Origin of the sequence: Pseudomonas sp. (assembly GCF_040514055.1) — a bacterium.
GTDB lineage: Bacteria > Pseudomonadota > Gammaproteobacteria > Pseudomonadales > Pseudomonadaceae > Aquipseudomonas.
In genome coordinates this window covers 147,364-169,886 of the sequence record NZ_JBEVDL010000064.1, presented here as the reverse complement: position 1 = coordinate 169,886, position 22,523 = coordinate 147,364, and the positions used below count along the sequence as shown (strand labels likewise).

The 22,523-nt window shown below is 62.1% G+C and carries 21 protein-coding genes; 11 read left to right on the top strand and 10 right to left on the bottom strand.

Annotation, left to right across the window (positions count from 1 at the left end):
- The first annotated feature begins 51 nt into the window (after positions 1-51).
- Genes ABWY06_RS15515 through ABWY06_RS15505 form a run of 3 tightly spaced genes read left to right on the top strand, consistent with a single transcriptional unit; the run spans position 52 to position 3,560 of the window.
- Complete coding sequence (locus tag ABWY06_RS15515) at positions 52-921, top strand: class I SAM-dependent methyltransferase (RefSeq protein ID WP_353926456.1); 870 nt, start codon at positions 52-54, stop codon at positions 919-921.
- Positions 922-924: 3 nt separating this feature from the next.
- Positions 925-2,394, top strand: coding sequence for a glycosyltransferase family protein (locus ABWY06_RS15510; RefSeq protein ID WP_353926455.1), 1,470 nt, complete (start codon positions 925-927; stop codon positions 2,392-2,394).
- Entirely contained in the window at positions 2,391-3,560 is a 1,170-nt protein-coding gene (locus tag ABWY06_RS15505; protein ID WP_353926454.1) for an acyltransferase family protein, read from the top strand. The genes ABWY06_RS15510 and ABWY06_RS15505 overlap by 4 nt, the downstream gene beginning before the upstream one ends.
- 38 nt (positions 3,561-3,598) lie before the next feature.
- On the opposite strand, the gene ABWY06_RS15500 is transcribed toward ABWY06_RS15505, so the two are convergent.
- From ABWY06_RS15500 to ABWY06_RS15480, 5 genes are all read right to left on the bottom strand, one after another.
- Positions 3,599-4,801, bottom strand: coding sequence for an acyltransferase family protein (locus ABWY06_RS15500; protein ID WP_353926453.1), 1,203 nt, complete (start codon positions 4,799-4,801; stop codon positions 3,599-3,601).
- Positions 4,802-4,935: 134 nt separating this feature from the next.
- Positions 4,936-6,660 carry a hypothetical protein gene (locus ABWY06_RS15495; RefSeq protein WP_353926452.1) on the bottom strand — a complete coding sequence of 575 codons (1,725 nt, stop codon included), beginning with the start codon at positions 6,658-6,660 and terminating at the stop codon, positions 4,936-4,938.
- Between the two features lie 14 nt (positions 6,661-6,674).
- Positions 6,675-7,412, bottom strand: coding sequence for an SDR family oxidoreductase (locus ABWY06_RS15490; protein WP_353926451.1), 738 nt, complete (start codon positions 7,410-7,412; stop codon positions 6,675-6,677).
- Positions 7,413-7,415: 3 nt separating this feature from the next.
- Positions 7,416-8,720 carry an FAD-binding oxidoreductase gene (locus ABWY06_RS15485; protein ID WP_353926450.1) on the bottom strand — a complete coding sequence of 435 codons (1,305 nt, stop codon included), beginning with the start codon at positions 8,718-8,720 and terminating at the stop codon, positions 7,416-7,418.
- The gene (locus ABWY06_RS15480) at positions 8,720-9,307 is read right to left on the bottom strand and encodes a GtrA family protein (RefSeq protein WP_353926449.1); all 588 of its coding nucleotides are present in this window, start codon (positions 9,305-9,307) and stop codon (positions 8,720-8,722) included. Before ABWY06_RS15480 ends, ABWY06_RS15485 begins: the two co-directional genes overlap by 1 nt.
- 99 nt (positions 9,308-9,406) lie before the next feature.
- Between ABWY06_RS15480 and ABWY06_RS15475 the strand changes: the two genes are divergently transcribed.
- Genes ABWY06_RS15475 through ABWY06_RS15440 form a run of 8 tightly spaced genes read left to right on the top strand, consistent with a single transcriptional unit; the run spans position 9,407 to position 18,433 of the window.
- Complete coding sequence (locus ABWY06_RS15475; protein ID WP_353926448.1) at positions 9,407-10,321, top strand: GDP-mannose 4,6-dehydratase; 915 nt, start codon at positions 9,407-9,409, stop codon at positions 10,319-10,321.
- A complete protein-coding gene (locus ABWY06_RS15470; protein WP_353926447.1) occupies positions 10,318-11,289 on the top strand; it encodes a GDP-mannose 4,6-dehydratase in 972 nt (323 codons plus the stop codon). Before ABWY06_RS15475 ends, ABWY06_RS15470 begins: the two co-directional genes overlap by 4 nt.
- Before the next feature lie 7 nt (positions 11,290-11,296).
- Positions 11,297-12,736 (top strand): mannose-1-phosphate guanylyltransferase/mannose-6-phosphate isomerase, encoded by a 1,440-nt coding sequence (locus ABWY06_RS15465; RefSeq protein ID WP_353926446.1) that lies wholly within the window; start codon positions 11,297-11,299, stop codon positions 12,734-12,736.
- The gene (locus ABWY06_RS15460) at positions 12,736-13,533 is read left to right on the top strand and encodes an ABC transporter permease (protein WP_353926445.1); all 798 of its coding nucleotides are present in this window, start codon (positions 12,736-12,738) and stop codon (positions 13,531-13,533) included. The genes ABWY06_RS15465 and ABWY06_RS15460 overlap by 1 nt, the downstream gene beginning before the upstream one ends.
- A complete protein-coding gene (locus tag ABWY06_RS15455) occupies positions 13,533-14,798 on the top strand; it encodes an ABC transporter ATP-binding protein (RefSeq protein WP_353926444.1) in 1,266 nt (421 codons plus the stop codon). The genes ABWY06_RS15460 and ABWY06_RS15455 overlap by 1 nt, the downstream gene beginning before the upstream one ends.
- Positions 14,795-16,186 carry a glycosyltransferase family 4 protein gene (locus ABWY06_RS15450; protein WP_353926443.1) on the top strand — a complete coding sequence of 464 codons (1,392 nt, stop codon included), beginning with the start codon at positions 14,795-14,797 and terminating at the stop codon, positions 16,184-16,186. The genes ABWY06_RS15455 and ABWY06_RS15450 overlap by 4 nt, the downstream gene beginning before the upstream one ends.
- Positions 16,164-17,306 carry a glycosyltransferase family 4 protein gene (locus tag ABWY06_RS15445; RefSeq protein WP_353926442.1) on the top strand — a complete coding sequence of 381 codons (1,143 nt, stop codon included), beginning with the start codon at positions 16,164-16,166 and terminating at the stop codon, positions 17,304-17,306. Before ABWY06_RS15450 ends, ABWY06_RS15445 begins: the two co-directional genes overlap by 23 nt.
- Positions 17,306-18,433: a glycosyltransferase family 4 protein gene (locus ABWY06_RS15440; protein ID WP_353926441.1), complete on the top strand. Its 1,128-nt coding sequence runs from the start codon at positions 17,306-17,308 to the stop codon at positions 18,431-18,433. Before ABWY06_RS15445 ends, ABWY06_RS15440 begins: the two co-directional genes overlap by 1 nt.
- A 12-nt stretch (positions 18,434-18,445) precedes the next feature.
- Here ABWY06_RS15440 and ABWY06_RS25935 read toward each other — a convergent pair whose 3' ends face one another.
- From ABWY06_RS25935 to ABWY06_RS15415, 5 genes are all read right to left on the bottom strand, one after another.
- A complete protein-coding gene (locus ABWY06_RS25935; RefSeq protein ID WP_502948208.1) occupies positions 18,446-18,676 on the bottom strand; it encodes a DUF1127 domain-containing protein in 231 nt (76 codons plus the stop codon).
- Positions 18,677-18,934: 258 nt separating this feature from the next.
- Positions 18,935-19,153 (bottom strand): DUF1127 domain-containing protein, encoded by a 219-nt coding sequence (locus tag ABWY06_RS15430; RefSeq protein ID WP_353926440.1) that lies wholly within the window; start codon positions 19,151-19,153, stop codon positions 18,935-18,937.
- 352 nt (positions 19,154-19,505) lie between these two features.
- A complete protein-coding gene (locus ABWY06_RS15425) occupies positions 19,506-20,966 on the bottom strand; it encodes an NAD(P)(+) transhydrogenase (Re/Si-specific) subunit beta (protein WP_353926439.1) in 1,461 nt (486 codons plus the stop codon).
- A gap of 1 nt (position 20,967) precedes the next feature.
- The gene (locus ABWY06_RS15420) at positions 20,968-21,279 is read right to left on the bottom strand and encodes an NAD(P) transhydrogenase subunit alpha part 2 (protein WP_353926438.1); all 312 of its coding nucleotides are present in this window, start codon (positions 21,277-21,279) and stop codon (positions 20,968-20,970) included.
- Between the two features lie 14 nt (positions 21,280-21,293).
- The gene (locus ABWY06_RS15415) at positions 21,294-22,415 is read right to left on the bottom strand and encodes a Re/Si-specific NAD(P)(+) transhydrogenase subunit alpha (RefSeq protein ID WP_353926437.1); all 1,122 of its coding nucleotides are present in this window, start codon (positions 22,413-22,415) and stop codon (positions 21,294-21,296) included.
- Positions 22,416-22,523: the final 108 nt, after the last annotated feature.

Genomic DNA, 22,523 nt, shown 5'->3' with positions numbered 1-22,523 from the left:
GGTCCTGGTGTCCGCATCCCCATATATGAACGTCATCGTGAAGGTTCCGTCATGCTGGAATTCCTGAAACGGCTGGTGCGCCCTGAAGTACCGCCGTCCCCTGCGCCGCAAGCCACCCCGGCAGCGCGCGAGCTGCCGCAGGCCCCGGCCTCGGCCCCGGTTGAAGCGCTGGCGCCGCCGACCGACCCCACGCTGACCGATGCCTACCTGAGCGGTTGGTTTCGCCGCGACAGTGGCGAGTTGTTCGAGGGGTTTGCGATCGATGCCGAGGACACGGTGCTGGACATCGGTTGCGGCGACGGCCCCTTTGCCCAGTTCTGCGCCGAGCGCGGTGCCGAAGTGATATTCGCCGACATTGACGCGGCCAAGGTGGCAGCGGTCGAGGCCATGCTCAAGCAGTCGCCGGCGCGGGGAGTGATTCCCTTGGTCACCGATGCCAATCCGATTCCGTTGCCGGATGCCCGGGCAAACAAGATCATCGCCATGGAAGTGCTGGAACATGTGGAGGATCCGGCGCAGTTCATGCGTGAGCTGGTCAGGGTGGCCCGACCCGGCGCTCAGTTCCTGTTGACCGTGCCTGACCCGCTGGGTGAAAGCGTGCAGAAGAAACTCGCACCGGGCGCCTATTTCGAGCACCCGAACCATATCCGCGTCTTCCAGCGTGACGAGTTCGAACAGCTGGTGCTGGACGCCGGGCTGATCATCGAGAAACGCGCCGACTACGGCTTTTACTGGTCGATCTGGTGGTTCTTCTTCTGGGCCTGCAAGCAGGACCTGTCGCCGCCCTGGCATCCGCTGCTGGAGTCCTGGACCCAGACCTGGAACCTGCTGCTGTCGACCCCCGACGGCCCGCGGATCAAGAAAGCGCTCGACGAGGCCATGCCCAAAAGCCAGGCGATCATCGCGCGCAAACCGGTTTAAGGCGTGTTGCCGCTACTTTTCAGCACGGGCCGCGGGGCGGCCCAGCCCGGCGTAAGCGCATCCCGCCTGTTGCTCCAGGGTGGGCTGACGGCCTATGCACTGGCGGTAATCGCGTTGGTGCTGGCGGTACGCATGAGCCTCGGTTTCGAATTCCCCATTCCCTGGAACGACGAGAGCGCGTTTATCGCCCAGGCGTTCGAGTTCAGCCAAACCGGTAGTTTGTATGTTTGGGGCCTGAACCAGGAGCGGCTGGTGATGTGGATGCCGCCGGGGTACATGCTGGTCCTGGCAGGGCTGTATCAGCTGTTCGGCTACAGCTTCGAGTTGTCCCGCTGGTTGTCCTGCCTGCTCTATATCGGCAGCTTCCTTTTGGTGCTGGAGATGCTCCAGCACCAGGTGCGCGGTCGGTGGCGGCTGCTGGCGTTGGGTTTCGCCCTGGTGGCGTTTCTGTCGCCCTATGGCTTGGCGATGTCCAACATTGCCCGCATGGAAAGCCTCTATGTGCTGCTGTTCCTGCTGGCGCTGCGCGCCTCGCTGCACGCCAAGCCGGTACTGGCGCTGGCCCTGGTCCTGATAGCGGCGACGGTGCATTTCAACGCGGTGTATTTTCTGTTGCCGACCGCGGTACTGGTCGGCTGGACGCTGGTCCGGCGCGAAAGCCTGGTGGTGGGCCCCGGGGAGTTGCTGGCATTGCTGGTGGCGTTTCTGGCGCTGGTCGCCTACGGCCTGTTCGTGATCAAGCATATCGACGGCTTCTGGCAAGACATGCGTTTTCAGTTCGACTTCAAGCTGGGCGCGCCGGTGCTGGGTGGGCGCCCGGGTTGGCTGCTGCTCGGCGCGCTGGCGCTGCTGGTCGCGGCGCAGCTGGCCGTGCACCGCCGCCTGGGGCCGCCGGTACTGTTGTCGCTGTATGGCATTGCCTTTATCGCCATGGCGCTCAATGGCCACAGCATGTGGTACGACTTCGCTTACCCCTTCGGCTTTCTGCTGCTGCTCGCCGGGGTGCTGGCCGGCATGTCCGACTGCGTGGCCAGGGCCGCGCGGCTGGCGGGGGTGCTGGTGCTCTGCACCCTGGCCTGGCAACTCGGCCATTACGCCTGGCGTCAAACGCCGCAATTCGCACCGTTGATTGCCAACGTGGGGACTTTTCCCAAGCGCTTCCTGCCTGCCGAAGACGTGCAACGGGTGAAAGCCTTCATTGCCACACTTCCCGCCAACAGCTCGGTATCGTTTGGCTACTCGGGGGTCGAGCCGTTTTTCTTTGGCGACCTGGCCAAGGTGGGCGCCCGCTGGAGCATTCCCGGCCACAGTGTGGTGCAGGTCTTTCCACCGCGTACGCTCGACTACCGTGTGCTGTGCGACAGCGCGCTGTATCCCGGCTACCTGTTTGCCTATGACTGGGATGGCTATCCGCGCACGGGGCACGACCTCGGGTGCCGCATCATCCCCCTTGCACAGAAGCCAGCACCGTGAGCCACGCGTCCATCAAGAACCTTGAGATCGAGTACCTGCGGGCGGTCTCCATCGGCCTGGTGCTGTTGGCGCATTCGCCTCTGTTATCGCCCTTTGTCGGTGAAATCATCCTGCCGCTGTTCCAGTACCTGAGCCTGGGCGTCGGGGTGGACCTGTTTTTCTGCATCTCCGGCTTCGTGGTCAGCCGTGCCTACTGCGATTACTTCGATCGCCACGCGGCGCGGGGCGAGTTCTGGCCGGCGGCGCGGATGTTCTGGTTGCGTCGCGCTTACCGGCTGCTGCCGTCGGCCTGGTTCTGGGTGCTGGTGGGTCTGTTCTGTTCGCTGTACTTCAACAGCTCCGGTATTTTTATGGAGCCCGCGCAGAACCTGAAAAGCGCACTGGCGATCGCCAGCCTCAGTGCCAACGTGGCCCATATGTATGGCGCCCTGGCGCCTAACAACGTCTATTGGAGCCTGTCGCTGGAGGAGCAGTTCTACCTGCTGTTCCCCTTGTTCCTGCTGGCGATCACCGCTCGCCGGTGGCGGATCATCGCGCTATTGGTGGTGATCGCCGGGCAGTTCTTTCTGTCGCGCAACCACTTCGGCGACATGACGGCGCAGTATCTCGCTTCGTTCCGTATCGATGGCTTCGCCTGGGGCATCCTGGTCCACCTGTTTTCCCGCGGTGCGCTCTATCGCCGCCTGGAGCCGACCTGGCTGGCGCGCTGCAGGCCCGCGGCCCTGGCCGTGACCCTGCTGCTGGTTTACCTGCTAACGGCAGTGCCGGCGCGCCTGGGGTATCTGGCGTGCCATATGGGGTTGATGGCGATGGTCGCGGCGCTGCTGCTCTGGCTGGCGTCCTATGGCAACCGTTACCTGTTCGGCTATGTGGGCCCTGGCGGCCTGTTGGGCTGGCTGGGGTCGCGCTCGTACGGGATCTACCTGATCCATCTGCCAGCGTTCAAGATCGTCCACGAAGTGGCGGTGCGTTACCTGCACGCGGTGGATCAGCCCTATGGACCCGAACTGCTGCCTTATCTGCTGCTAGGGGCGCTGGGGTTGATCGGTCTGCTAGCAGAATTCAACTTCCGTTGCATCGAAACCCCGCTACGTAAGCGCGGCGCGGCGCGGGCCCAAGAGCGTTTGCAGGCGCTGGAGGCTCAGGGGGCGATGCATGGCGCTTAACACCGGCGCGGCCCTGGGCTCGAACGCCGGCGCGGAGGTCAGTCGGTCGGCGTCGTGACCGCTCGCCGGGCCGGGCGGGTGCGCCGCAGCCAGTGCTGCAGCGGGCGCTCGATACGGCGATGGACGAACAGGGCCAGCAGCACCAGCGTGGCGAAAAAGCCGCACCACAGCAGTGGGCTGTAGAACGCTGCCCGGTCTGGCCGCAAGGAGGCGAAGGCCGCAAAAAACACCAGCTGCAGCGGAAAATGCAGCAGGTACGAGGCATAGCTGATTTCACCCAACCAGGCGAACCGTTTCCAGGCGCCCTGGCCCGCATGCTCGTTGACCGCCAGGGTCAGGATGGTCAGCGGTAATAAGCCCCCCGTCACGGCTATGGTCGTCACGCGCTCCACGGGCAGGTTACCCGCGAGGGCGCACAGGGGCTCGAGGTACGGTTGCAGGACGCTGAACTCGAACTCGAGCAAGGCCAACAGCCAGGCGCCCAGGCAGGCGGCGAGCAGCGGCCGGGCCCATTGCTGTTGTTTGCCGCCCGCCAGCAGCCAGTGGTAGGCGAAATACACCCCGCCCCCCAGGAAGAAAGCAAACAGCCCACGGCCGATCAGCGCCGACCCGTCCTGCAGGACCAGGCCGATCAGTGCCAGAGTCAACGCGACCGGCGCGCGCATGGGCAACCAGCGGGCGACGCAGAAGAAGATGCCGTAGAGCAGCACCTCCACCGACACCGACCAGATCGGTGCGTTAAAGGAAAAGCCTCGTTCGAAACCCCAGGCGGAGGCGAACAGCAGGTTGAGCAGGAAATGATAGGCATCGTTGAAGGCGTAGACGAAGTAACCGCCCTGGGTGTTCCACAGTGCCCATTGGAGCCCGGCGACCAGCAGCAGACTGGCGAGGTGCAAGGGGTATAAACGGCTCAGGCGCAGCCAGAAGAACTTTCCAGCACTGATCTGGCGCTGTCTTATGGGGCGGGCGTACAGCCAAAAAAACACGAACCCGGACAAGCCGAAGAAAAAGTCGACGGCGAGCCAGCCTTTTTCGTAGAACAGGAACAGTGCCCCATAGAAGGGCTGTTGCTGCCGGTCGAATGCCCCGGGCAGGGCGCCGTTGAAGAAGAAATGCTGCCAGTGCCAAAGCACCACGGCCAATGCCGCCAAGCCGCGTGCGCAGTCCAGTGAGTGAAAGTAATGGGTTGCGCCGGGCTGGCTGGCGCGGGAGCTCACGCACGGTGTGGGTGGTGACTGCATCATGGCTCGGTAAGGGCAAGGCCCTGCTGGTGGGTGAGCAGCACGACAGTCGGCAAAAATGGCCGCGCTGCGTGCCAAGCGTTCGAGCGGATGGTCGGCGCCGCCGCCAACCTGCACCGCGGCAATCAGCCCCGTTAGCGCAGGGACAGTTTACGGAAGGCCATGGCCATGATGCGCGGGTCTTCCGACGCCGGAGCGTGCGCGTCCGGCAGGCTGAAACCGAGCGTGTTGATTCCCGGACGTAACAGTTGCGTCGGCGCGACAAAACGAATTTCCCGTTCCCCGCCCCTGGGCCGCCCTTGATAGACCGCCGAGCCATTCAGGGTGATCTCCAGACGCTGGTCACCCAGAAACCCGGCCGTCAGGTTGAACTCGCCCTGCAGGGCCTGAGGCTCGAGTACGAAGCTCAGCTTGGCCTCCTGCCCCTCGCTCCAGCGGAAGCCGGTTTCCAGGCCGTAAAAATGCTCGAAGACCGCCTGGGTAGAGTCATAGGGAATCTCGACCTGGCCGCTGAAGGCTGGCAGCTGCTGACTGTTGAACTCCGCCAAACGTGTTTCATGACGTGGCTGGTTGTGCAGGAACTGCGGGTAGCGCCAGTCGAACAGATACTCCGGGTGCTGATCGACGTTGGGTTCGACGTTCCATTGCACGGCATAGGGATTGAACAGTCCCTGGTAGGTGTTGATGTAGATCGCCAGCAGACCGCTGATGAAGACTGCCGCATAAGCCAGGCGGCGGCGCCGTTCAAGGGCCCCCAGTGCGCTGAAGAGCCCGACGAACAGACCAGGCAGAGCGTCGACCATCAGGCGCGCGCCGAATGACCAGCCGGCCCACCAGTGAGGGAACTGGCTGATTGAGAGCCAGTGGAGCAGCGGCCAGACCAGGGTGAGCAGCCCCAGGGTGGCGATGCGGCGATTACGCGGCGCCAGTCCCAATGTCAGCAGCAGCGACACCAGCAAGAAGGGTGAAAAGACCAGCAGGCCTCTGGCCGGGCTGAACAGGTTGCCATACAGCGCATCACCGGAATCGCTACTCTCCAGTCGCTTCGGCAGGTAATAGTCGGGCAGGATTTGCCCAAACTCGCCCTGGCTCCAGCCCATGAATCCGAGCAGTAACAGGCCCAGCGTCAGGGCGGCGACCAATGCCCGTTTTTTATCCTGGGTAAAGCAGTAGAGCAGCAGGCAGGGGGCAAGCAGGGCCAATGTCGGCCTGCACAGGTAGGCCAGAAAGAGGCACAGGCCAATCAGCCCGGCACCGCTTAGCCAGCCAGCCGATCGCCGACGAAGGGTCAGCAGGATCGCCGCGCTGGAAAACACCCAGGCGAAATCGTGGGACCACAACGCGGTGCCCAGGGAGCTGGCCAAGGCGCTGCCAAACCAGCATAACCCGGTCAGTAGCAGGCTCGGTGTCTGAGGTAGGTAGAGCCGCGCGGTCTGGTAGAGCAGCGCCGCGATCAGCAGCGCCACCAGGGCCGTGATGGCCATCTGGATCAGCGGTTCGTCCTGGACCATGTCGAAACCCAGGCCCAGGGCGATAGCCACGAAAGGCGTGCTGACAACGGCGGTGCCCAGCGGGAAATAGTTGTAGGCGTGTCCGTTCTTCCGATGAATCACATAGCCGAGATTGTCGAGGACTTGCGACCCGTAGCTGTCCAACTTCAAGGTGCCGTGTTGAACCAGCGCTTGGCTGACCAGCAGCGTGCCCCGCGGGTCGCTGCTGGTGTGGTAAATCCGCTGGCTCGCCATGACCGCCAGGATCAGCATGGCCAGCACTGCGCCGAGCCAGAATAGCTGGTGAGTGCCCAGCAGCCGGCGAGCGCCGGCTGCCGGCACGCCAGGGCCGGAGTTTTGCGCAGACATGTGCAGGGCCTTGATCAGAGGGAAAGGCGCTTGAAAAGCCATTCCGGGACGCTTTTGATGATCGCCATGATCAGCCACCAGAACGACGGAGTGTACAACACGTTGCGTTTGTTCTGGATGGCCTTGTCGATGTCGCCGGCGATCTTCTGTGGGCTGGCCCACAGGGGACCCTTGGGGAAGCTGGCGGTCATGGGGGTGTCGACGAAACCCGGTTTGATGGTCAGCACCTGCACGCCGCTTTTATGCAGGCGATTGCGCAGGCCCTGCAAGAAAATGCTCAACGCACCCTTGGCGGTGCCGTACACATAGTTCGACTGACGACCGCGGTCACCCGCTACCGAGCCGATCACGGCGATGCAACCTTCGCGCTGTGCTTCGAAGTGTGGTGCCAGTAACGTCAGCAGTGAAATGACGCTCAGGGCATTGGTGTTCAGTTCCTGCAGGGTCAATGCGACGCTGGTCTCGCAGGCTTTCTGGTCGCCGAGGGTGCCGTAGGCGATCAATACCGTGTCCAGTCCGCCCAGGGTGGCGATGACCTGCTCCAGCAGCGCCGCGTGCTGCTCGAATGCATTGGCATCGAAGGCCCCATAGGCGACCGTGCTCGCGCCGCGGACCTTCAGGTCGCTGGCCAGGGTGCCGAGGCGCTCCTGGTCGCGCGCCAACAGGTAGAGCTGGGCACCTTGTGCGGCGAAGCGTTGGGCCGTGGCTTCGGCGATGGCCGATGCGGCGCCGATAATCAGTATCTTTTCCATCAGTTAGTCCAGTCCCAGTCGTTGCGCTTGTCGCGAAGTGAATTTGCCGTGGGCGCCATACTGGGCGCGCGCCGCTTGTAGCGCTTCCCAGCCTGGGTAGCTGCGCTTGAACGTCTGCTCGCTCATGCGTGCATCCTTGGTCAGGTAGATGCGCCCGCCCTGTTCCAGCACCCGTGCATCCAGGTCGTCGAGCAAGGCGAACAGGCCAGGGTCGTATTTGAAGTCCAGCGCCAGGGTGTAACCCTCAAGGGGGAACGACAGCGGGTTGCGGTTCTGCTCGCCGAAAACCTTGAGTACGGCGAGGAACGAACCGCGGTGCGAGGCGGCGATACGCTCGAGGATACCGCGCAGGCCCGTCACTCCGGCCGCCTTGGGAATCACGAACTGGTATTGCAGGAAGCCCTGGCGACCGTACATGCGGTTCCATTGCTGGATGCCGTCGAGCGGATAGAAAAAACTCTGGTAGTCCACCCGTTGCTTGGATTTCTTCTGGCGTATGCGCTGGTAGTACAGGCTGTTGAAGGCTTGCACCGACAGGGGGTTGAGCAGCATGGCCGGCATGTCCAGCGGCAGGCTCAGCGAGCGCTTTTCCGGCAGCAGCAACGAGCCGCCGCCGGCATGTTCGCCGACCATCAGCAGTGAACGGCCCAGGTCGGCGCCGCGGGCCAGGCAGTCAATCCAGGCCACCGAATAGGTGCGTTGCTGCTGGGCGTCGAACAGCTGAAGGACCTCCTCCAGGTTGGCGGCCTTGAAGGTGGTCTGGCTGATATGGGCGCTGCGGATGGGGGTCAGGCGCAGGCTGACCTCTAGAATCAGGCCGGTCAGGCCCATGCCGCCACAGGTCGCGTAGAACAGCTCGGGGTGTTGGTCGCGCGAGCAGGTCAGCAGGCTGCCGTCGGCCATGCCGAGCAGCAGTTCATCGACGAATTCGCTGAAGCAGCCATGCAAGTGATGATTTTTGCCATGCACGTCGCTGGCGACCGCGCCACCTACCGAAACGAAGCGGGTGCCAGGAGTGACCGGCAGAAACCAGCCGCGTGGCACCAGCACGGCCAGCAGTTGGTCCAAGGTGACTCCGGCCTGGCAGCGCAGGGTGCCAAGGAGTGGGTCGAAAGCCAGCAGGTGCTGCAGTTGCTGGGTGCTGGCCACCCGGGTGTGCAGCGCACTGTCGCCATAGCTGCGGCCCATGCCACGGCCAATCAGCGAGCCTTCGCTGAGCAACAGGCGCCGGGCGGTACTGAGTGTCGTTGGGCTGTCCAGGGTCACGTCATCGATCACGGGGTAGCGGCCCCAGCCGTGCAGGCGCATCAGGCCTCCTCGCTGCGAAAGACAAAACGTTTGTCCAGCAGGTATTTGGCCACATAACCGATGGAAAGGCCGATAATTGCCCCCAAATAGCGCATTTCCTTGCTCTGGAAGGCATATTCAAAGGCCAGTTCGAAGCCCCAGAAAATCATGGTGGTGAACAGGCCCATCAGCGCATAGAGCAGAAAAACCTGGCCATCGTGAATGGCATTTCGCGCTTGAAAGCGAAAAATATAGCGTTTATCCAAGGCATATTTGACAATTAACCCCACGGCGGTGCCCACCAACATGGCCAATGGCACATGATAGGGGCCTGCATACAGGCGCACCAGCAGATCCTGGGCGCCAATGTTGAAGCCAGTGGCAACCATCGCCAGCAGCGCGTAAATCACCGCGAGTTTCATAATCTTGCTGAGCTCCAGAGCGCGAAATGCTGCGCATGCTACCGTAGCGAGCCGCCTGTCTCCAGGTCGCTCGTATTGCTCGGCGGCGTACAGGCGGTCCGGTCTCTGCAGCGGCGTTTTCCATAAGGATTGCAGCGCCTGCCCATGGGGTATTGGTAATTTTTGTAATTTTTGTGCACCAAACAAGGGTTAATCGGCTAATCAGGCGGTCTAGAGCCTGACGCCGTATAGGCGAGGCGTAGCCAAGGCACATCATTCATGGGCGGCAGGAGCATTGACCCTCAGATGAAACAACTTTTAGTGACAGGCCTGAGCGGCTTCGTGGGCGGCCATGTACAGGGCGCCCTGGCATCCGACCAGCAGTCCGAATGGTCGCTGTGGCCCGCTGCGGCATTCGACCTGCTGGATACAGACAGCCTGGACCGCCTGTTCAGCCGGGGTTGTCCGGACGCGGTGATCCACCTGGCCGGGCAGACCTTTGTGCCCGAAGCCTTCAGGGATCCCAGGCGCACACTGGAGGTGAACCTGCTGGGCACGCTGAACCTGCTGCAGGCGTTGAAACGCCACGGCTTCAACGGCAGCTTTCTCTATGTCAGCTCTGGTGATGTGTACGGCAAGGTCGAGGAAGCGGACCTGCCGGTCCGAGAAACTTTATTGCCGCAGCCGCGCAATCCCTATGCGGTGAGTAAAGTTTCCGCTGAACTGCTCTGCCAACAGTGGAGCTATGCGGAGTCATGGCGCATCATAGTGGCACGTCCGTTCAATCACATCGGCCCCGGGCAAAACGACTCCTTCGTCATTGCCAATATGGCGAGGCAAATTGTTCGTGTCCGCAAGGGGTTGCAGGCGCCTCAGCTGGATGTGGGCGATGTCGATGTCACGCGTGACTTTCTCGACGTCCGCGATGTGGTACAGGCCTATCTTCAATTGTTGCAGCGCGGTAAAAGCGGCTCGGTGTACAACCTGTGTTCCGGTCAGGAGCGCCGGATACGCGACCTGATCGAAGAGATGGCGGCGCTTGCCGGTGTCGAGATCCAGTTGCAACAGGATGCGACGCGGTTACGTCTGTCCGAGCAGCGCAGAGTGGTCGGCAGCGCCGACAAGCTACAAAAAGAGACTGGCTGGAAGCCCAGCATAACGATAACGGAATCCCTGCGCAGCGTGCTCTGCGACTGGGAACTGCGGGAAACACAAGAATGAGCAAGAGTGCATTGATTACCGGGCTGACGGGCCAAGATGGCGCGTATTTGGCCAAGCTGCTGCTGGATAAAGGCTATCGCGTACACGGCATGGTCGCTCGTCGCAGCACCGACACCCGCTGGCGTTTGCGTGAACTGGGCATTGAAGGCGACATCGTTTACCTCGAGGGCGACCTGGCCGATGCCTGTGCGGTGCAACGGGCCGTGATCAAGGCCAAGCCGGACGAGTTCTATAACCTGGGTGCGCAAAGTTTTGTCGGCAGTTCCTGGGACCAGCCGGTAACCACGGCCGTGGTCGATGGCCTGGGCGTGACCCATGGATTGGAAGCGATCCGCCAGTTCAGCCCTGAGACGCGCTTTTATCAAGCCTCCACCAGCGAGATGTTCGGCTTGATTCAGGCCGAGTTGCAGGACGAGAACACTCCTTTCTATCCGCGCAGCCCCTATGGCGTGGCCAAGCTCTATGGCCACTGGATCACCGTGAACTACCGCGAAAGTTTCGGCCTGCATGCCTCCAGTGGCATCTTGTTCAACCACGAATCACCGCTGCGTGGCATCGAGTTCGTTACCCGCAAGGTCACCGACGCGGCCGTGCGGATCAAGCTCGGCAAACAGAAGGAACTGCGCCTGGGCAATATCGACGCCAAGCGTGACTGGGGTTTCGCTGGCGACTATGTCGAAGCCATGTGGCTGATGCTGCAACAAGACAAGGCCGACGACTACGTGGTGGCCACCGGTATTACCACCACGGTGCGCGACATGTGCCGTATCGCATTCGAGCACTTGGATCTCAATTATGAGGATTACCTGGTGATCGACCCGGCCTTTTTCCGCCCTGCGGAAGTCGAGGTGTTGTTGGGCAATGCCGGCAAGGCCGAGCGGGTGCTTGGTTGGAAACCCAAGACCAGCCTGGACAGCCTGATCCAGATGATGGTCGATGCCGATCTTCGTCGCATCAGCAAGGAGTAAGGCCGCGATGATCATTCCGGTAATCCTGTCGGGTGGGGCCGGCACGCGGCTGTGGCCGGTTTCGCGCGAGGGGCACCCCAAGCCCTTTATGAAACTGCCGGATGGTCAGTCGTTGCTGCTCAAGACCTATCAGCGGGCGGCGGCCTTGATCGCCGAGGGCGGTGAAATCGTCACGGTCACCAACCGCGAGTATTTTTTCGAGAGCAAGGACCATTTCACCGAGGCCAAGCTGCCGCTGCACCGCGGCCGCTACCTGCTCGAGCCGCAAGGTCGCAACACCGCGGCGGCGATGGCCGTCACGGCCTTGGCGCTGAGCGCCGAGTTTGGCGACGACGTGGTGCTGGTGGTGATGCCTGCCGACCACCTGATCGCGGACCGGACGGCATTCAAGGCCGCCACTGAACATGCAGTGGCCCTGGCCAACGCTGGGCATCTGGTGACGTACGGGATTGAGCCGACCGCCCCGGAAACTGGCTTCGGGTATATCGAGGCCGGCGCCGCGCTGGACGAGCAGGGCGGTTGCCAGGTGCTGCGCTTTGTCGAAAAGCCGGATGCGCCGACGGCGGTGGAGTACCTCGCCAGCGGCCGTTACCTGTGGAATTCCGGGATGTTCTGTTTCAGCGCCGGCAGCCTGATCCGCGAATTGGCGTTGCACGCGCCTGAATTGCTGGAACTGGCGCGCGCCTGTGTGGCCGACAGCCCGGTGCAACAGAGCGGTACCGTACTGCTGCAGGAGCTGAATGCCGAGCGGTTCGCCCTGCTGCCGGACATCTCCATCGACTACGCGCTGATGGAGCGTTCGGCGCGGGTGGCCGTAGTGCCGGCCCGTTTCGATTGGAGCGATATTGGGTCCTGGGGCGCGCTGTGCCAATTGGTGGAGCCGGATGCCTTGAACAACCGTGCCCAGGGCGATGCCCTGTTCGTCGATACCCGCAACACCTACGTGCAGAGCGAGGGGCGCCTGGTCGCCACCGTTGGGGTGGACGACCTGATCGTGGTCGACACCGGCGATGCGGTGCTGGTGGCCCGGGCGGACCGTGCCCAGGATGTCCGGCAGGTGGTCAAGTTGCTCAAGCAGGGCAATCACCCGGCCTATCGGTTGCACCAGACGGTTTCGCGGCCCTGGGGCACTTACACGGTGCTGGAGGAGGGGCCGCGCTTCAAGATCAAGCGTATCGTCGTCAAGCCCGGCGCCGCCCTGTCGCTGCAGATGCACCATCACCGCAGCGAGCATTGGATCGTGGTGCAGGGCATGGCCAAGGTCACCAATGGTGAGGGCGAGCAACTGGTCAATACCAATGAGTCGACCTTTATCCCGGCTGGCCACAAGCATCGACTGATCAATCCGGGCGTCATCGACCTGGTGATGATCGAGGTGCAAAGCGGCGAGTATCTGGGGGAGGACGATATCGTTCGTTTTGAAGACCAATACGGCAGGGTGCGCTAATGGCGGTCGGCATGGCACGCGCGGTGTGGAACTACCGCGGCTTTGTCCTCGGCAGTGTCCAGCGCGAATTCCAGACCCGTTACCGCAACTCCCTGCTGGGCGCGGCGTGGACCATCCTCAATCCCTTGTCGATGATCATCGTATACACGGTGATTTTCTCCCAGTTGATGAAAGCCCGCCTGCCGGGTGTGGATAACGGCCTGGCCTACGGCATCTACCTGTGCGCGGGGATCCTTACCTGGGGCTTCTTCGCCGAGGTGTTGGGACGCAGCCAGTCGGTGTTTCTGGAGCACGCCAACCTGATCAAGAAGCTGAGCTTTCCGCGTATCTGCCTGCCGCTGATCGTGGTGCTCAACGCCGGGGTTAACTTCGCCATTATCTTCGCGCTGTTTCTCGGGTTCTTGCTGGTGACACAGAATTTTCCGGGCTGGGCGGTGCTGGGCGTGATTCCGGTGTTGTTGGTGCAGATCGCCTTTTCGATCGGCCTGGGAATCATCCTCGGCGTACTCAACGTATTTTTTCGCGATGTCGGGCAATTCGTCGGCATCTTTCTGCAATTCTGGTTCTGGTTCACCCCCATCGTGTATCCGTTGTCGATTTTGCCCGAAAGCGTCCGCCCGCTGGTCGATGCCAATCCCATGGCGCCATTGATCGCGGCCTATCAGGGCATCTTCGTCTATGGCCTGTGGCCGGACTGGAGCAGTTTGTGGCCCACCGCGCTGCTGGCGGTGGCGCTCTGCATCCTGGGCATGCGCCTGTTTCGCAAGCGCTCCGGCGAAATGGTGGATGAACTCTGATGGGTAGTATTCAGGTTACTCAACTGGGCAAGGCTTACAAAGCCTACCCGACCCGCTGGTCGCGCCTGGCGGAATGGCTGATTCCGTTCTCACCGTCTCGCCACCAGCTGAAATGGGTGCTGCAGGACCTGTCCTTCCACGTCAACCCGGGTGAGGCGCTGGGCATCATCGGGATCAATGGCGCTGGCAAGAGCACCTTGCTGAAGATGATTACCGGTACCACCCAGCCCAGCACCGGGCAGATCCAGATTCAGGGCCGGGTCGCGGCGCTGCTGGAACTCGGCATGGGCTTTCACCCGGACTTCAGCGGCCGGCAGAACGTCTTTATGGCCGGGCAGCTGCTGGGCCTGAGCATGGACGAATTGCACGGGTTGATGCCGGAGATTGAAGCCTTCGCCGAAATCGGCGATTACATGGATCATCCGGTGCGCACCTATTCCAGCGGCATGCAAATGCGCCTGGCGTTCAGCGTGGCCACCGCGCGCCGTCCGGACGTGCTGATCGTCGACGAGGCGCTGTCGGTCGGGGACGCCTATTTCCAGCACAAGAGCTTCGACCGGATCCGAGAGTTCCGTAAGGCCGGTACCACCCTGCTGATCGTCTCCCACGACCGCCAGGCGATCCAGTCGCTCTGTGACCGGGCGATTTTGCTGGCCCATGGTCGCCTGGCACTGGAAGGGGCGCCGGAGGAGGTCATGGACTTCTACAGCGCCATGCTGGCGGAAAAGGAACAGCAGACCGTGCGCCAGGAGCGCCTGGACAACGGTAAGATCCGCACCATTTCCGGTACCGGTGAGGCTGGGTTTGCCGATATCGCCCTGCTTAACGCCGAGGGCCAGCGGGTCGAGGTGATCGAGGTCGGTAGCCGGGCCACCCTGGAGGTGACGGTCGAGATCCGCGCGCCCATCAGTCGTCTGGTGCTCGGCTTTATGATCAAGGACCGTATGGGGCAGGCCATTTATGGCATCAACACCCATCGGCTGAATCGGCCGCTGACCGATCTGGCGGCGGGCGAGCGAGTGGTCTATCGCTTTCCTTTCCAGGCTTCGCTGGGCAAGGGCAACTATTCCATCGCCTTGTCGTTATCGCGTTTCGATTCGCATCTGGACACCAACTATGAATGGCGCGATTTCGCCATGGTGTTCCACGTAATCAACATCAAGCAGCCAGACTTCATCGGCTGCTCTTGGTTGGACTCGACTGTCAATATTGAACGCAGTGCACCTGCCACTGCAGAACTAACCCGGGAAAGAAGCGGCACATGAGACTGTTGATCGAATGCACCTATGTTTATGACCACCCTGAGGACAACTCCGGGATCCAGCGTGTGGTGCGCAATATCGTCAATAACCTTGACGCACTTTCCGAACAGGCCACCTGTGTGCCGGTGATCCTGAAAAACGACAAGGTCTACAGCGTCACTCAGCTCAGTCCCTCCCGTGGGCGCATGCCGAGCCTGCAAACCTGGTTGTCGCACCAGCACGATCGACTCGGTCGCTTGCGCAACCGCATCTGGCTGGCGCATGCCCAGCGCGAGCGGCGCTGGCCGTTCCAATTCTCGCCGCTGTTGCGGTTCTTCCTGCGGCTGGCCTGCAAGGTCCTCAGTTTCTGCCTGGCGATCCCGCAAAAGATACTGGCGCGGTTGTCGTTGCGCTACGTGGACAAGGCGCGCGCGGTGGAGTTGAGCTGTCAGCCGGGTGATGTTCTGGTGCTGCTGGACTCGTCCTGGCATGCGGATTTCTTTCCGGTCGCCGAGCGGTTGCAGCAGCAGGGTGTCGGCATTGTCTCGGTGATCTACGATCTGATCCCACTGACCCATCCGCAATTCTGCGACGAGGGGCTGGTGAGGGTTTTCGAGAACTGGTTCGACTGGATCGCCCGCACGGCGGACGGTTTCATCGCCATTTCACAAACCATCAGCGACCAGGTTCGCAGCGAAGTGCAGTGGCGCTTGGGGCGGGATGTGGCTGCCGAGCGCTGGTTCGATCATTTTCACCTGGGCAGCGAACTGGACCAGGTGAATCCGCGTGCAGTCGTGCGGCAAGACGTCCAGCGCATGTTCAAGGGGCGTTCGGTCTACCTGATGGTCAGCACTATCGAGCCGCGTAAGAACCACCTGTATCTGCTCAAGGCGTTCGAGCGCTTGTGGGAGGAGGGCAGTGAAGTCGCCCTGTGCTTCGTTGGCAAGGTTGGCTGGAAGACGGAAAAGCTGATCGAGCAGATCCGGCAACACCCCAAGCTGAACACGTGCCTGTTTATGTATAACGACCTCAGCGATCGGGAGCTGGAGTACTGCTACAGCCACTCTCGCGCCCTGGTCTTTCCTTCCTATGTCGAAGGTTTTGGTTTGCCGTTGGTCGAGGCCATGCAGCGCGGGTTGCCCGCGATGGCCAGTGATATTTCAGTGTTCCGTGAAATTGGCGGGGATTCCATGGCTTATTTCGGCCTGTCCGAGCCCGAGTCGCTGTGCCGGTTGGTACGGCGCTTCGAAAGTACTGGCGTATTTCCCGCCGTCACCTGTTTGAGCCACTGGACGTGGTTGTCCTGGAAGGGCTCGGCCGCTCAACTTATCGAGCGGGTCATGCTTCAAACCCGCACGCGTCAGCAACTCTTGCCCGCAGTCGGCCCTGATGTCCTTATCGGTCGCTCTTAACGCCAGTATCCTGCGTGCGCCCAGAACCGGCATCGGTCAGTACCTGGTCGAACTGGTGGAGGCGCTGACGAGCACGGCCGAATACGAGCTGAAATTATTCAACGGCTGGCGCTGGCTCGACGAGTTGCCCGCCGCATCGTTACCGGGTTATTCGCGGTGGGCCAGCCTGGCTAGACGTTATGTGCCGAATGCCTATCGGGTACGCCGCTGGACTGAGCAACGGCGTTTCGATCGCGCGGTCGCTGCGCAGCCCGTTGCGCTTTATCATGAACCCAGTTTGTGGCCGCTGGAGTTCGAGGGGCCGATGGTCATGACCCTGCACGACCTGACGCATGTTCATTACCCCGAAACCCAGCCTCGGGACCGCTTGCGCGAGATCGAGCGACACGCGGGGCGGGCGGTACAGCGGGCGCAACGCATCCTGGTGGACTCACAGTTTATCGCCGGGGAGCTCTGCGACTACTATGGTCTCACCCCGGAGCGGGTGGTGGTGGCCCCTCTCGGCTGCGCCGCGCGTTTTCATCCGCGCGACTCTGCCATCTTGCGCGAGCCCCTGCAGGCCCTGGGGCTTGAGCCTGACGGTTACCTGCTGTGCGTGGGTACGCTGGAGCCACGCAAAAACCTCGGTGTTGCCCTGCGTGCATACCGCGGCCTGCCGGCGGCATTACGTGCGCGTTTCCCATTGTTGATCGTTGGCATGGCGGGCTGGCACCCTGACCGCCTGGCCCCAGAGTTGGCCGAGGCACTGCGTTCCGGTCAGGTCAGGTTGCTGGGTTATCAGGAGGATGAAATGCTTGCACGGTTGCTCGCCGGTGCTCGCGTGCTGCTATTCCCCTCGCTTTATGAGGGGTTCGGGCTGCCGGTGTTGGAGGCCATGGCCAGTGGTACGCCGGTGGTTGTCGGCAACTGTCCGGCCCTGGCCGAGGTAGCCGGTACTGCCGGTGCCTATGCCGATTGCCACGATCCGCGGGCCTATGGGTTAGCGGTGCAGCGGCTATTGGAGGACCCGGCCGAATGGCAGGCGCGCCGTGACGCAGGGCTACGACGGGCAGCCGATTTTTCCTGGGCGCGCTGCGCGCAGATCACCGCCGGTGTTTACCGGCAGGCGGTGAACGGCTGATGCGCGTGCTGCATTTTTTCAAGACCTACCTGCCCGAGTCCATGGGCGGCATAGAGCAGGTAATCTACCAGCTGTGCCAGAGCGGGCTGCCTCATGGGATCGAAAGCGAGGTGCTGACGCTCAGTGCCACCCCCGAGCCTTCCTCGTTGATGCTCGATGGTCATCGGGTACACCGCGCCAAACTGGACCTGCATATCGCGTCTACCGGATTCTCCTACAGCGTGATCAAGCGCTTCCGTGAACTGGCTGCCGAGGCCGACGTCGTCAATTATCACTTCCCTTGGCCGTTCATGGATCTGGTGCATTTCGCCGCGGGGGTACGCAAGCCGTGCGTGGTGACCTATCACTCGGACATTGTGCGACAAAAGTACCTGCTCAAGCTGTATCAGCCGCTGATGCACAGGTTCCTGGCGAGCGCCGATCGCATCGTGGTGGCATCGCCCAATTACTTGGCCACCAGTGAAGTGCTGGCGCATTACCGGGACAAGACTCGGGTCATTCCGTACGGCCTGGATCGTGCCAGCTACCCCAGCCCGAGCACCGAACGCCTCGCACGATGGAAGGCCGAGGTGGGCGAGCGATTTTTCCTGTTTGTCGGGGTGATGCGCTATTACAAGGGCTTGCATATCCTGCTGGAGGCCCTGGTCGGTACGGCTTTCCCTGTGGTGATAGTGGGGGCCGGGCCGCTGGAGCTGGACCTGCGTGCGCAAGCACAGGCGTTGAACCTGCAGCATGTGCGCTTTCTCGGGCGGTTGGACGATGAGGACAAGGTCGCACTGCTGCAGTTGAGCGGCGCCATCGTCTTTCCATCGCACCTGCGCTCTGAGGCTTTTGGCATCTCCCTGCTGGAGGGGGCGATGTATGGCAAGCCGATGATTTCCAGCGAAATTGGCACTGGCACCAGTTATATCAATATCCACGGTGAGACCGGTTTGGTTGTCCCGCCCAGTGATCCACACGCCTTGCGCGCCGCGCTGGGAACGCTTTGGGACAATCCGGGCCTGGCGGCTGCCATGGGCGAGCGCGCCGTGCAGCGTTATGAGCGCCTGTTCACCGCCCAACGGATGGGCGAACAGTGCGCCGAGTTGTACCGAGAGCTGCTGGCCGAGAAGTCCACCGGCGCCTGAGTCGGTGCGGGCTCAGCGCCAGAAGGGTTTCTCCATTTCGGCCGAGCGCTCGGCCAGGCTGATCCCCAGGTCTGCTAACTGCCGCTCGTCAAGGCGTGCCAGGTGTTGCCGGCTGCGCGCGCGCTGCCGGCACTCCTGCAGGCAGCCCTCGGCGGCAGTCAACCATGCCCGGACTCTGATTCGCAGGCTCGGTAGCCTACTTGGCTGCGAGGTGGGGGTAGGGGCTGAAACGAAGCGATCCATGGCTGCTGTCCTTGCCGCGTTGAGGCGGTCGTTGGCGGGTGAATCAGCATGCGCCGGAAAGGACCTGGCGATCAGCCACAGTCTACTTAAATTGTTATGGTCCAGTTTTAATGCTTTTAAAACTGTACCGGCCATGATTGCCTGGACTGTTAACCGGCGCACTCGGCTGGTCGTGTAAACGACAAACCCCGTCGCAGCCAGGCTGCGACGGGGTTTGGAGGGGGACGCTGTGGCGACTGATGGATCAGTCGCGACCCGTTAACGCCAGAACGGTTTGCTCAGCTCGGCGTAACGCTGGGCTTCGCTAATCCCGGCATCGGCCAGCAGGCGCGAGTCCAGGCGTGCCAGCTGGTGACGGCTGGCAATTCGGCGCTGCCAGACCATCAGATTGGCCAGCAGGCGCAAGGGCGCAGCAGAGGCTGCAGGGGTGGCTTCGACTTTACCGAAATACAGACCGGAACTGAGGGTACGTTCCATGATGACTTCCTTCCGCTTGTGGCGGGCTAGATGATTTAACCTGGAGCCATGATCCTCCTTGCCAGGCTGACCCAACAGTCACAGCTGGTTGAAATTGAGTGGGGGAAACGACTGTTTTGCAGTAACTGTACTGTTACCGATCGAAGCAGCTGTACCGGTTTTGCCCCGCGGAGGTGCGTTTTATCTACCCACAGTGCCGGTAACGCCCAAAAATGAGCAGGGGTGCTACCCATACAGCAGTACAGTTTTTGTGAGGTGCAGCCTGACGACTGCTCCCGCGAGCGGGCTCGGTCCCGGGCACGCGGATACAAAAACACCGGCACAAGGCCGGTGTTGAGCGGGCGGGTGAAGGTCAGTCGACTGCTTTAACCATGTCTTCGATGACTTTTTTGGCGTCACCGAAGACCATCATGGTCTTGTCCAGGTAGAACAGTTCGTTATCCAGACCGGCATAGCCGCTGGCCATGGAGCGCTTGTTGACGATCACGGTCTTGGCTTTATAGGCCTCGAGAATCGGCATGCCGGCGATGGGCGATTTGGGATCGTTCTTCGCCGCCGGGTTAACCACGTCATTGGCGCCCAGGACCAGCACCACATCGGCCTGACCGAACTCGGAGTTGATGTCGTCCATCTCGAACACCTGCTCGTAGGGCACCTCGGCCTCCGCCAGCAGCACGTTCATATGGCCTGGCATGCGGCCCGCTACCGGGTGGATCGCGTACTTGACCGTTACCCCGCGGTGGGTCAGTTTCTCCACCAATTCCATCAGGGAGTGCTGGGCGCGCGCCACCGCCAGGCCGTAGCCGGGAACGATGATCACGGTGTCGGCGTTGGTCAGCAAGAAGGCCGCGTCGTCAGCCGAGCCGGATTTGACCGGCCGGGCCTCCTGGGCGCCTGCAGGCCCCGTGACGTCGGTGGCGCCACCGAAGCCCCCCAGGATCACGTTGAAGAACGAGCGGTTCATCGCCTTGCACATGATGTACGAGAGGATGGCGCCCGAGGAGCCGACCAGCGACCCGGCGATGATCAGCATCGAGTTGTTCAGCGAGAAGCCGATACCGGCGGCTGCCCAGCCCGAATAACTATTGAGCATCGACACCACCACCGGCATGTCCGCCCCGCCGATCGGGATGATAATCAACACCCCGATGACGAAGGCCAGCAGCAGCATCACCGCAAAGGCGGTCAGGTTACCGGTGAACATGTAGGCCAGGCCGAGCCCGAGCAATGCCAGGCCGATGACCAGGTTGATCAGGTGTTGCCCGCTGAACTGTACGGGTGCGCCTTGGAACAGGCGGAATTTGTATTTGCCCGACAATTTACCGAAGGCGATCACCGAACCGGAGAAGGTGATGGCGCCAATGGCTGCGCCCAGGAACAGTTCCAGGCGGTTGCCCACCGGGATGGCATCGCCGAGGGTGGCGACTATGCCCATCGACTGGGGTTCGACCACCGCGGCAATGGCAATAAAGACCGCCGCCAGGCCGATCATGCTGTGCATGAAGGCCACGAGCTCGGGCATCTTGGTCATTTCCACCCGCTTGGCCATGATCGCGCCGGCGCTGCCGCCGACCAGCAAGCCAACCAGCACATAGCCGAGGCCACCGAGCAGGTCGATGTCGACGCCGTTGCGCTGGAACTCCTTGACCTTCATGGCGATCAGGGCGGCGGTGGTCACCGCGGCAATGCCCATGCCGAGCATACCGAACAGATTGCCGCGTCGGGACGTGGTGGGGTGTGAGAGGCCCTTGAGCGCCTGGATAAAGCAGATCGAGGCGATCAGGTAGAGGATGGTGACGAGGTTCATGCTCATGTCAGTGCTTCTCCGCCTGCGCCTTTGGCGCTTTTTTCTTGAACATCTCCAGCATGCGGCGGGTCACCAGGAAGCCGCCAAACACGTTGACCGCCGCCAGGGCCACGGCCAGGGTGCCCATGGTCTTGCCCAGTGGGGTTACCGTCAGCGCGGCGGCCAGCATGGCGCCGACGATGACGATCGCCGAAATGGCATTGGTCACCGCCATCAGCGGGGTGTGCAGGGCCGGGGTGACGTTCCAGACCACGTGGTAGCCCACGTAGATGGCCAGGGCAAAAATGATCAGGTTGTAGATACCGTCGGAAATTTCCATCGTCTTGCTCCCGCTTAACCGTTGCTGCGCACGACGTTGCCATCGCGGCACATCAGGCACGCGGCGACGATGTCGTCTTCGAGGTTGAGGTGGAACTTGCCTTCGCCGTCGATCACCAGCTTGAGGAAGTCCAGCAAATTGCGTGCATAGAGTGCCGAGGCGTCGGCCGGTACCAGCGCCGCCAGGTTGGTGTGCCCGACCAGGGTCACGCCGTGCTTGACCACCACTTGATCGGCTTCGGTCAATGGGCAGTTGCCCCCCTGAGCCGCTGCCAGGTCGATGACCACCGAGCCGGGCTTCATCTGTTTGACCGTTTCGGCACTGAGCAGCACCGGGGCTTTGCGGCCGGGAATCAGCGCGGTGGTGATAATGATGTCGGCCTGTTTGGCCCGTTCATGCACGGCCACCGCTTGGCGCTGCATCCAGGAGGCGGGCATGGGCCGGGCGTAGCCGCCGACGCCCTGCGCGCACTCGCGCTCTTCGTCGGTTTCGAAGGGGACGTCGACGAACTTGGCGCCCAGTGACTCGATCTGCTCCTTCACGGCTGGACGCACGTCCGAGGCTTCGATCACCGCGCCCAGGCGTTTGGCCGTTGCGATCGCCTGCAACCCGGCCACGCCGGCACCGAGGATCAGGATGCGGGCGGCCTTGACCGTGCCAGCGGCGGTCATCAGCATCGGCATAAAGCGCGGATAGTGATGGGCGGCCAGCAACACGGCTTTGTAGCCGGCGATGTTGGCCTGTGACGACAAGACGTCCAGGCTTTGCGCACGGGAGGTGCGTGGCGCTGCTTCCAGGGCAAAGGCAGTGATGCCGCGTGCCGCCAGTTGCGCGAGGGTATCGTTGTTGAAGGGGTTGAGCATGCCGACCAGCACGGCCCCGGCGTTGAACTGAGCCAGTTCGGCCGCGTCAGGTGCCAGCACTTTAAGTACCAGGTCGGCACCCAGCGCCGTGGCGGCATCGCCCAGGCGGGCGCCAGCGGCCTCATAGGCGCTGTCGGGGATGCTGGCGCTCAGGCCCGCTCCGCGTTGTACCGTGACCTGATGGCCTTGGCCGATCAATTTCTTCAGCGTTTCTGGCGTAGCGGCAACCCGCGTCTCGCCAGCTTGGGTTTCGAGAGGAACACCGATGTGCACTTGAAATCTCCTGCGTGATCGTTTTTTTAAAAAACCAGAGCACTACGGATGGCGCGACTGGGGTGGGATCATCACAAACCCGCAACGCAAAGAGCGACCAGCGGGGCG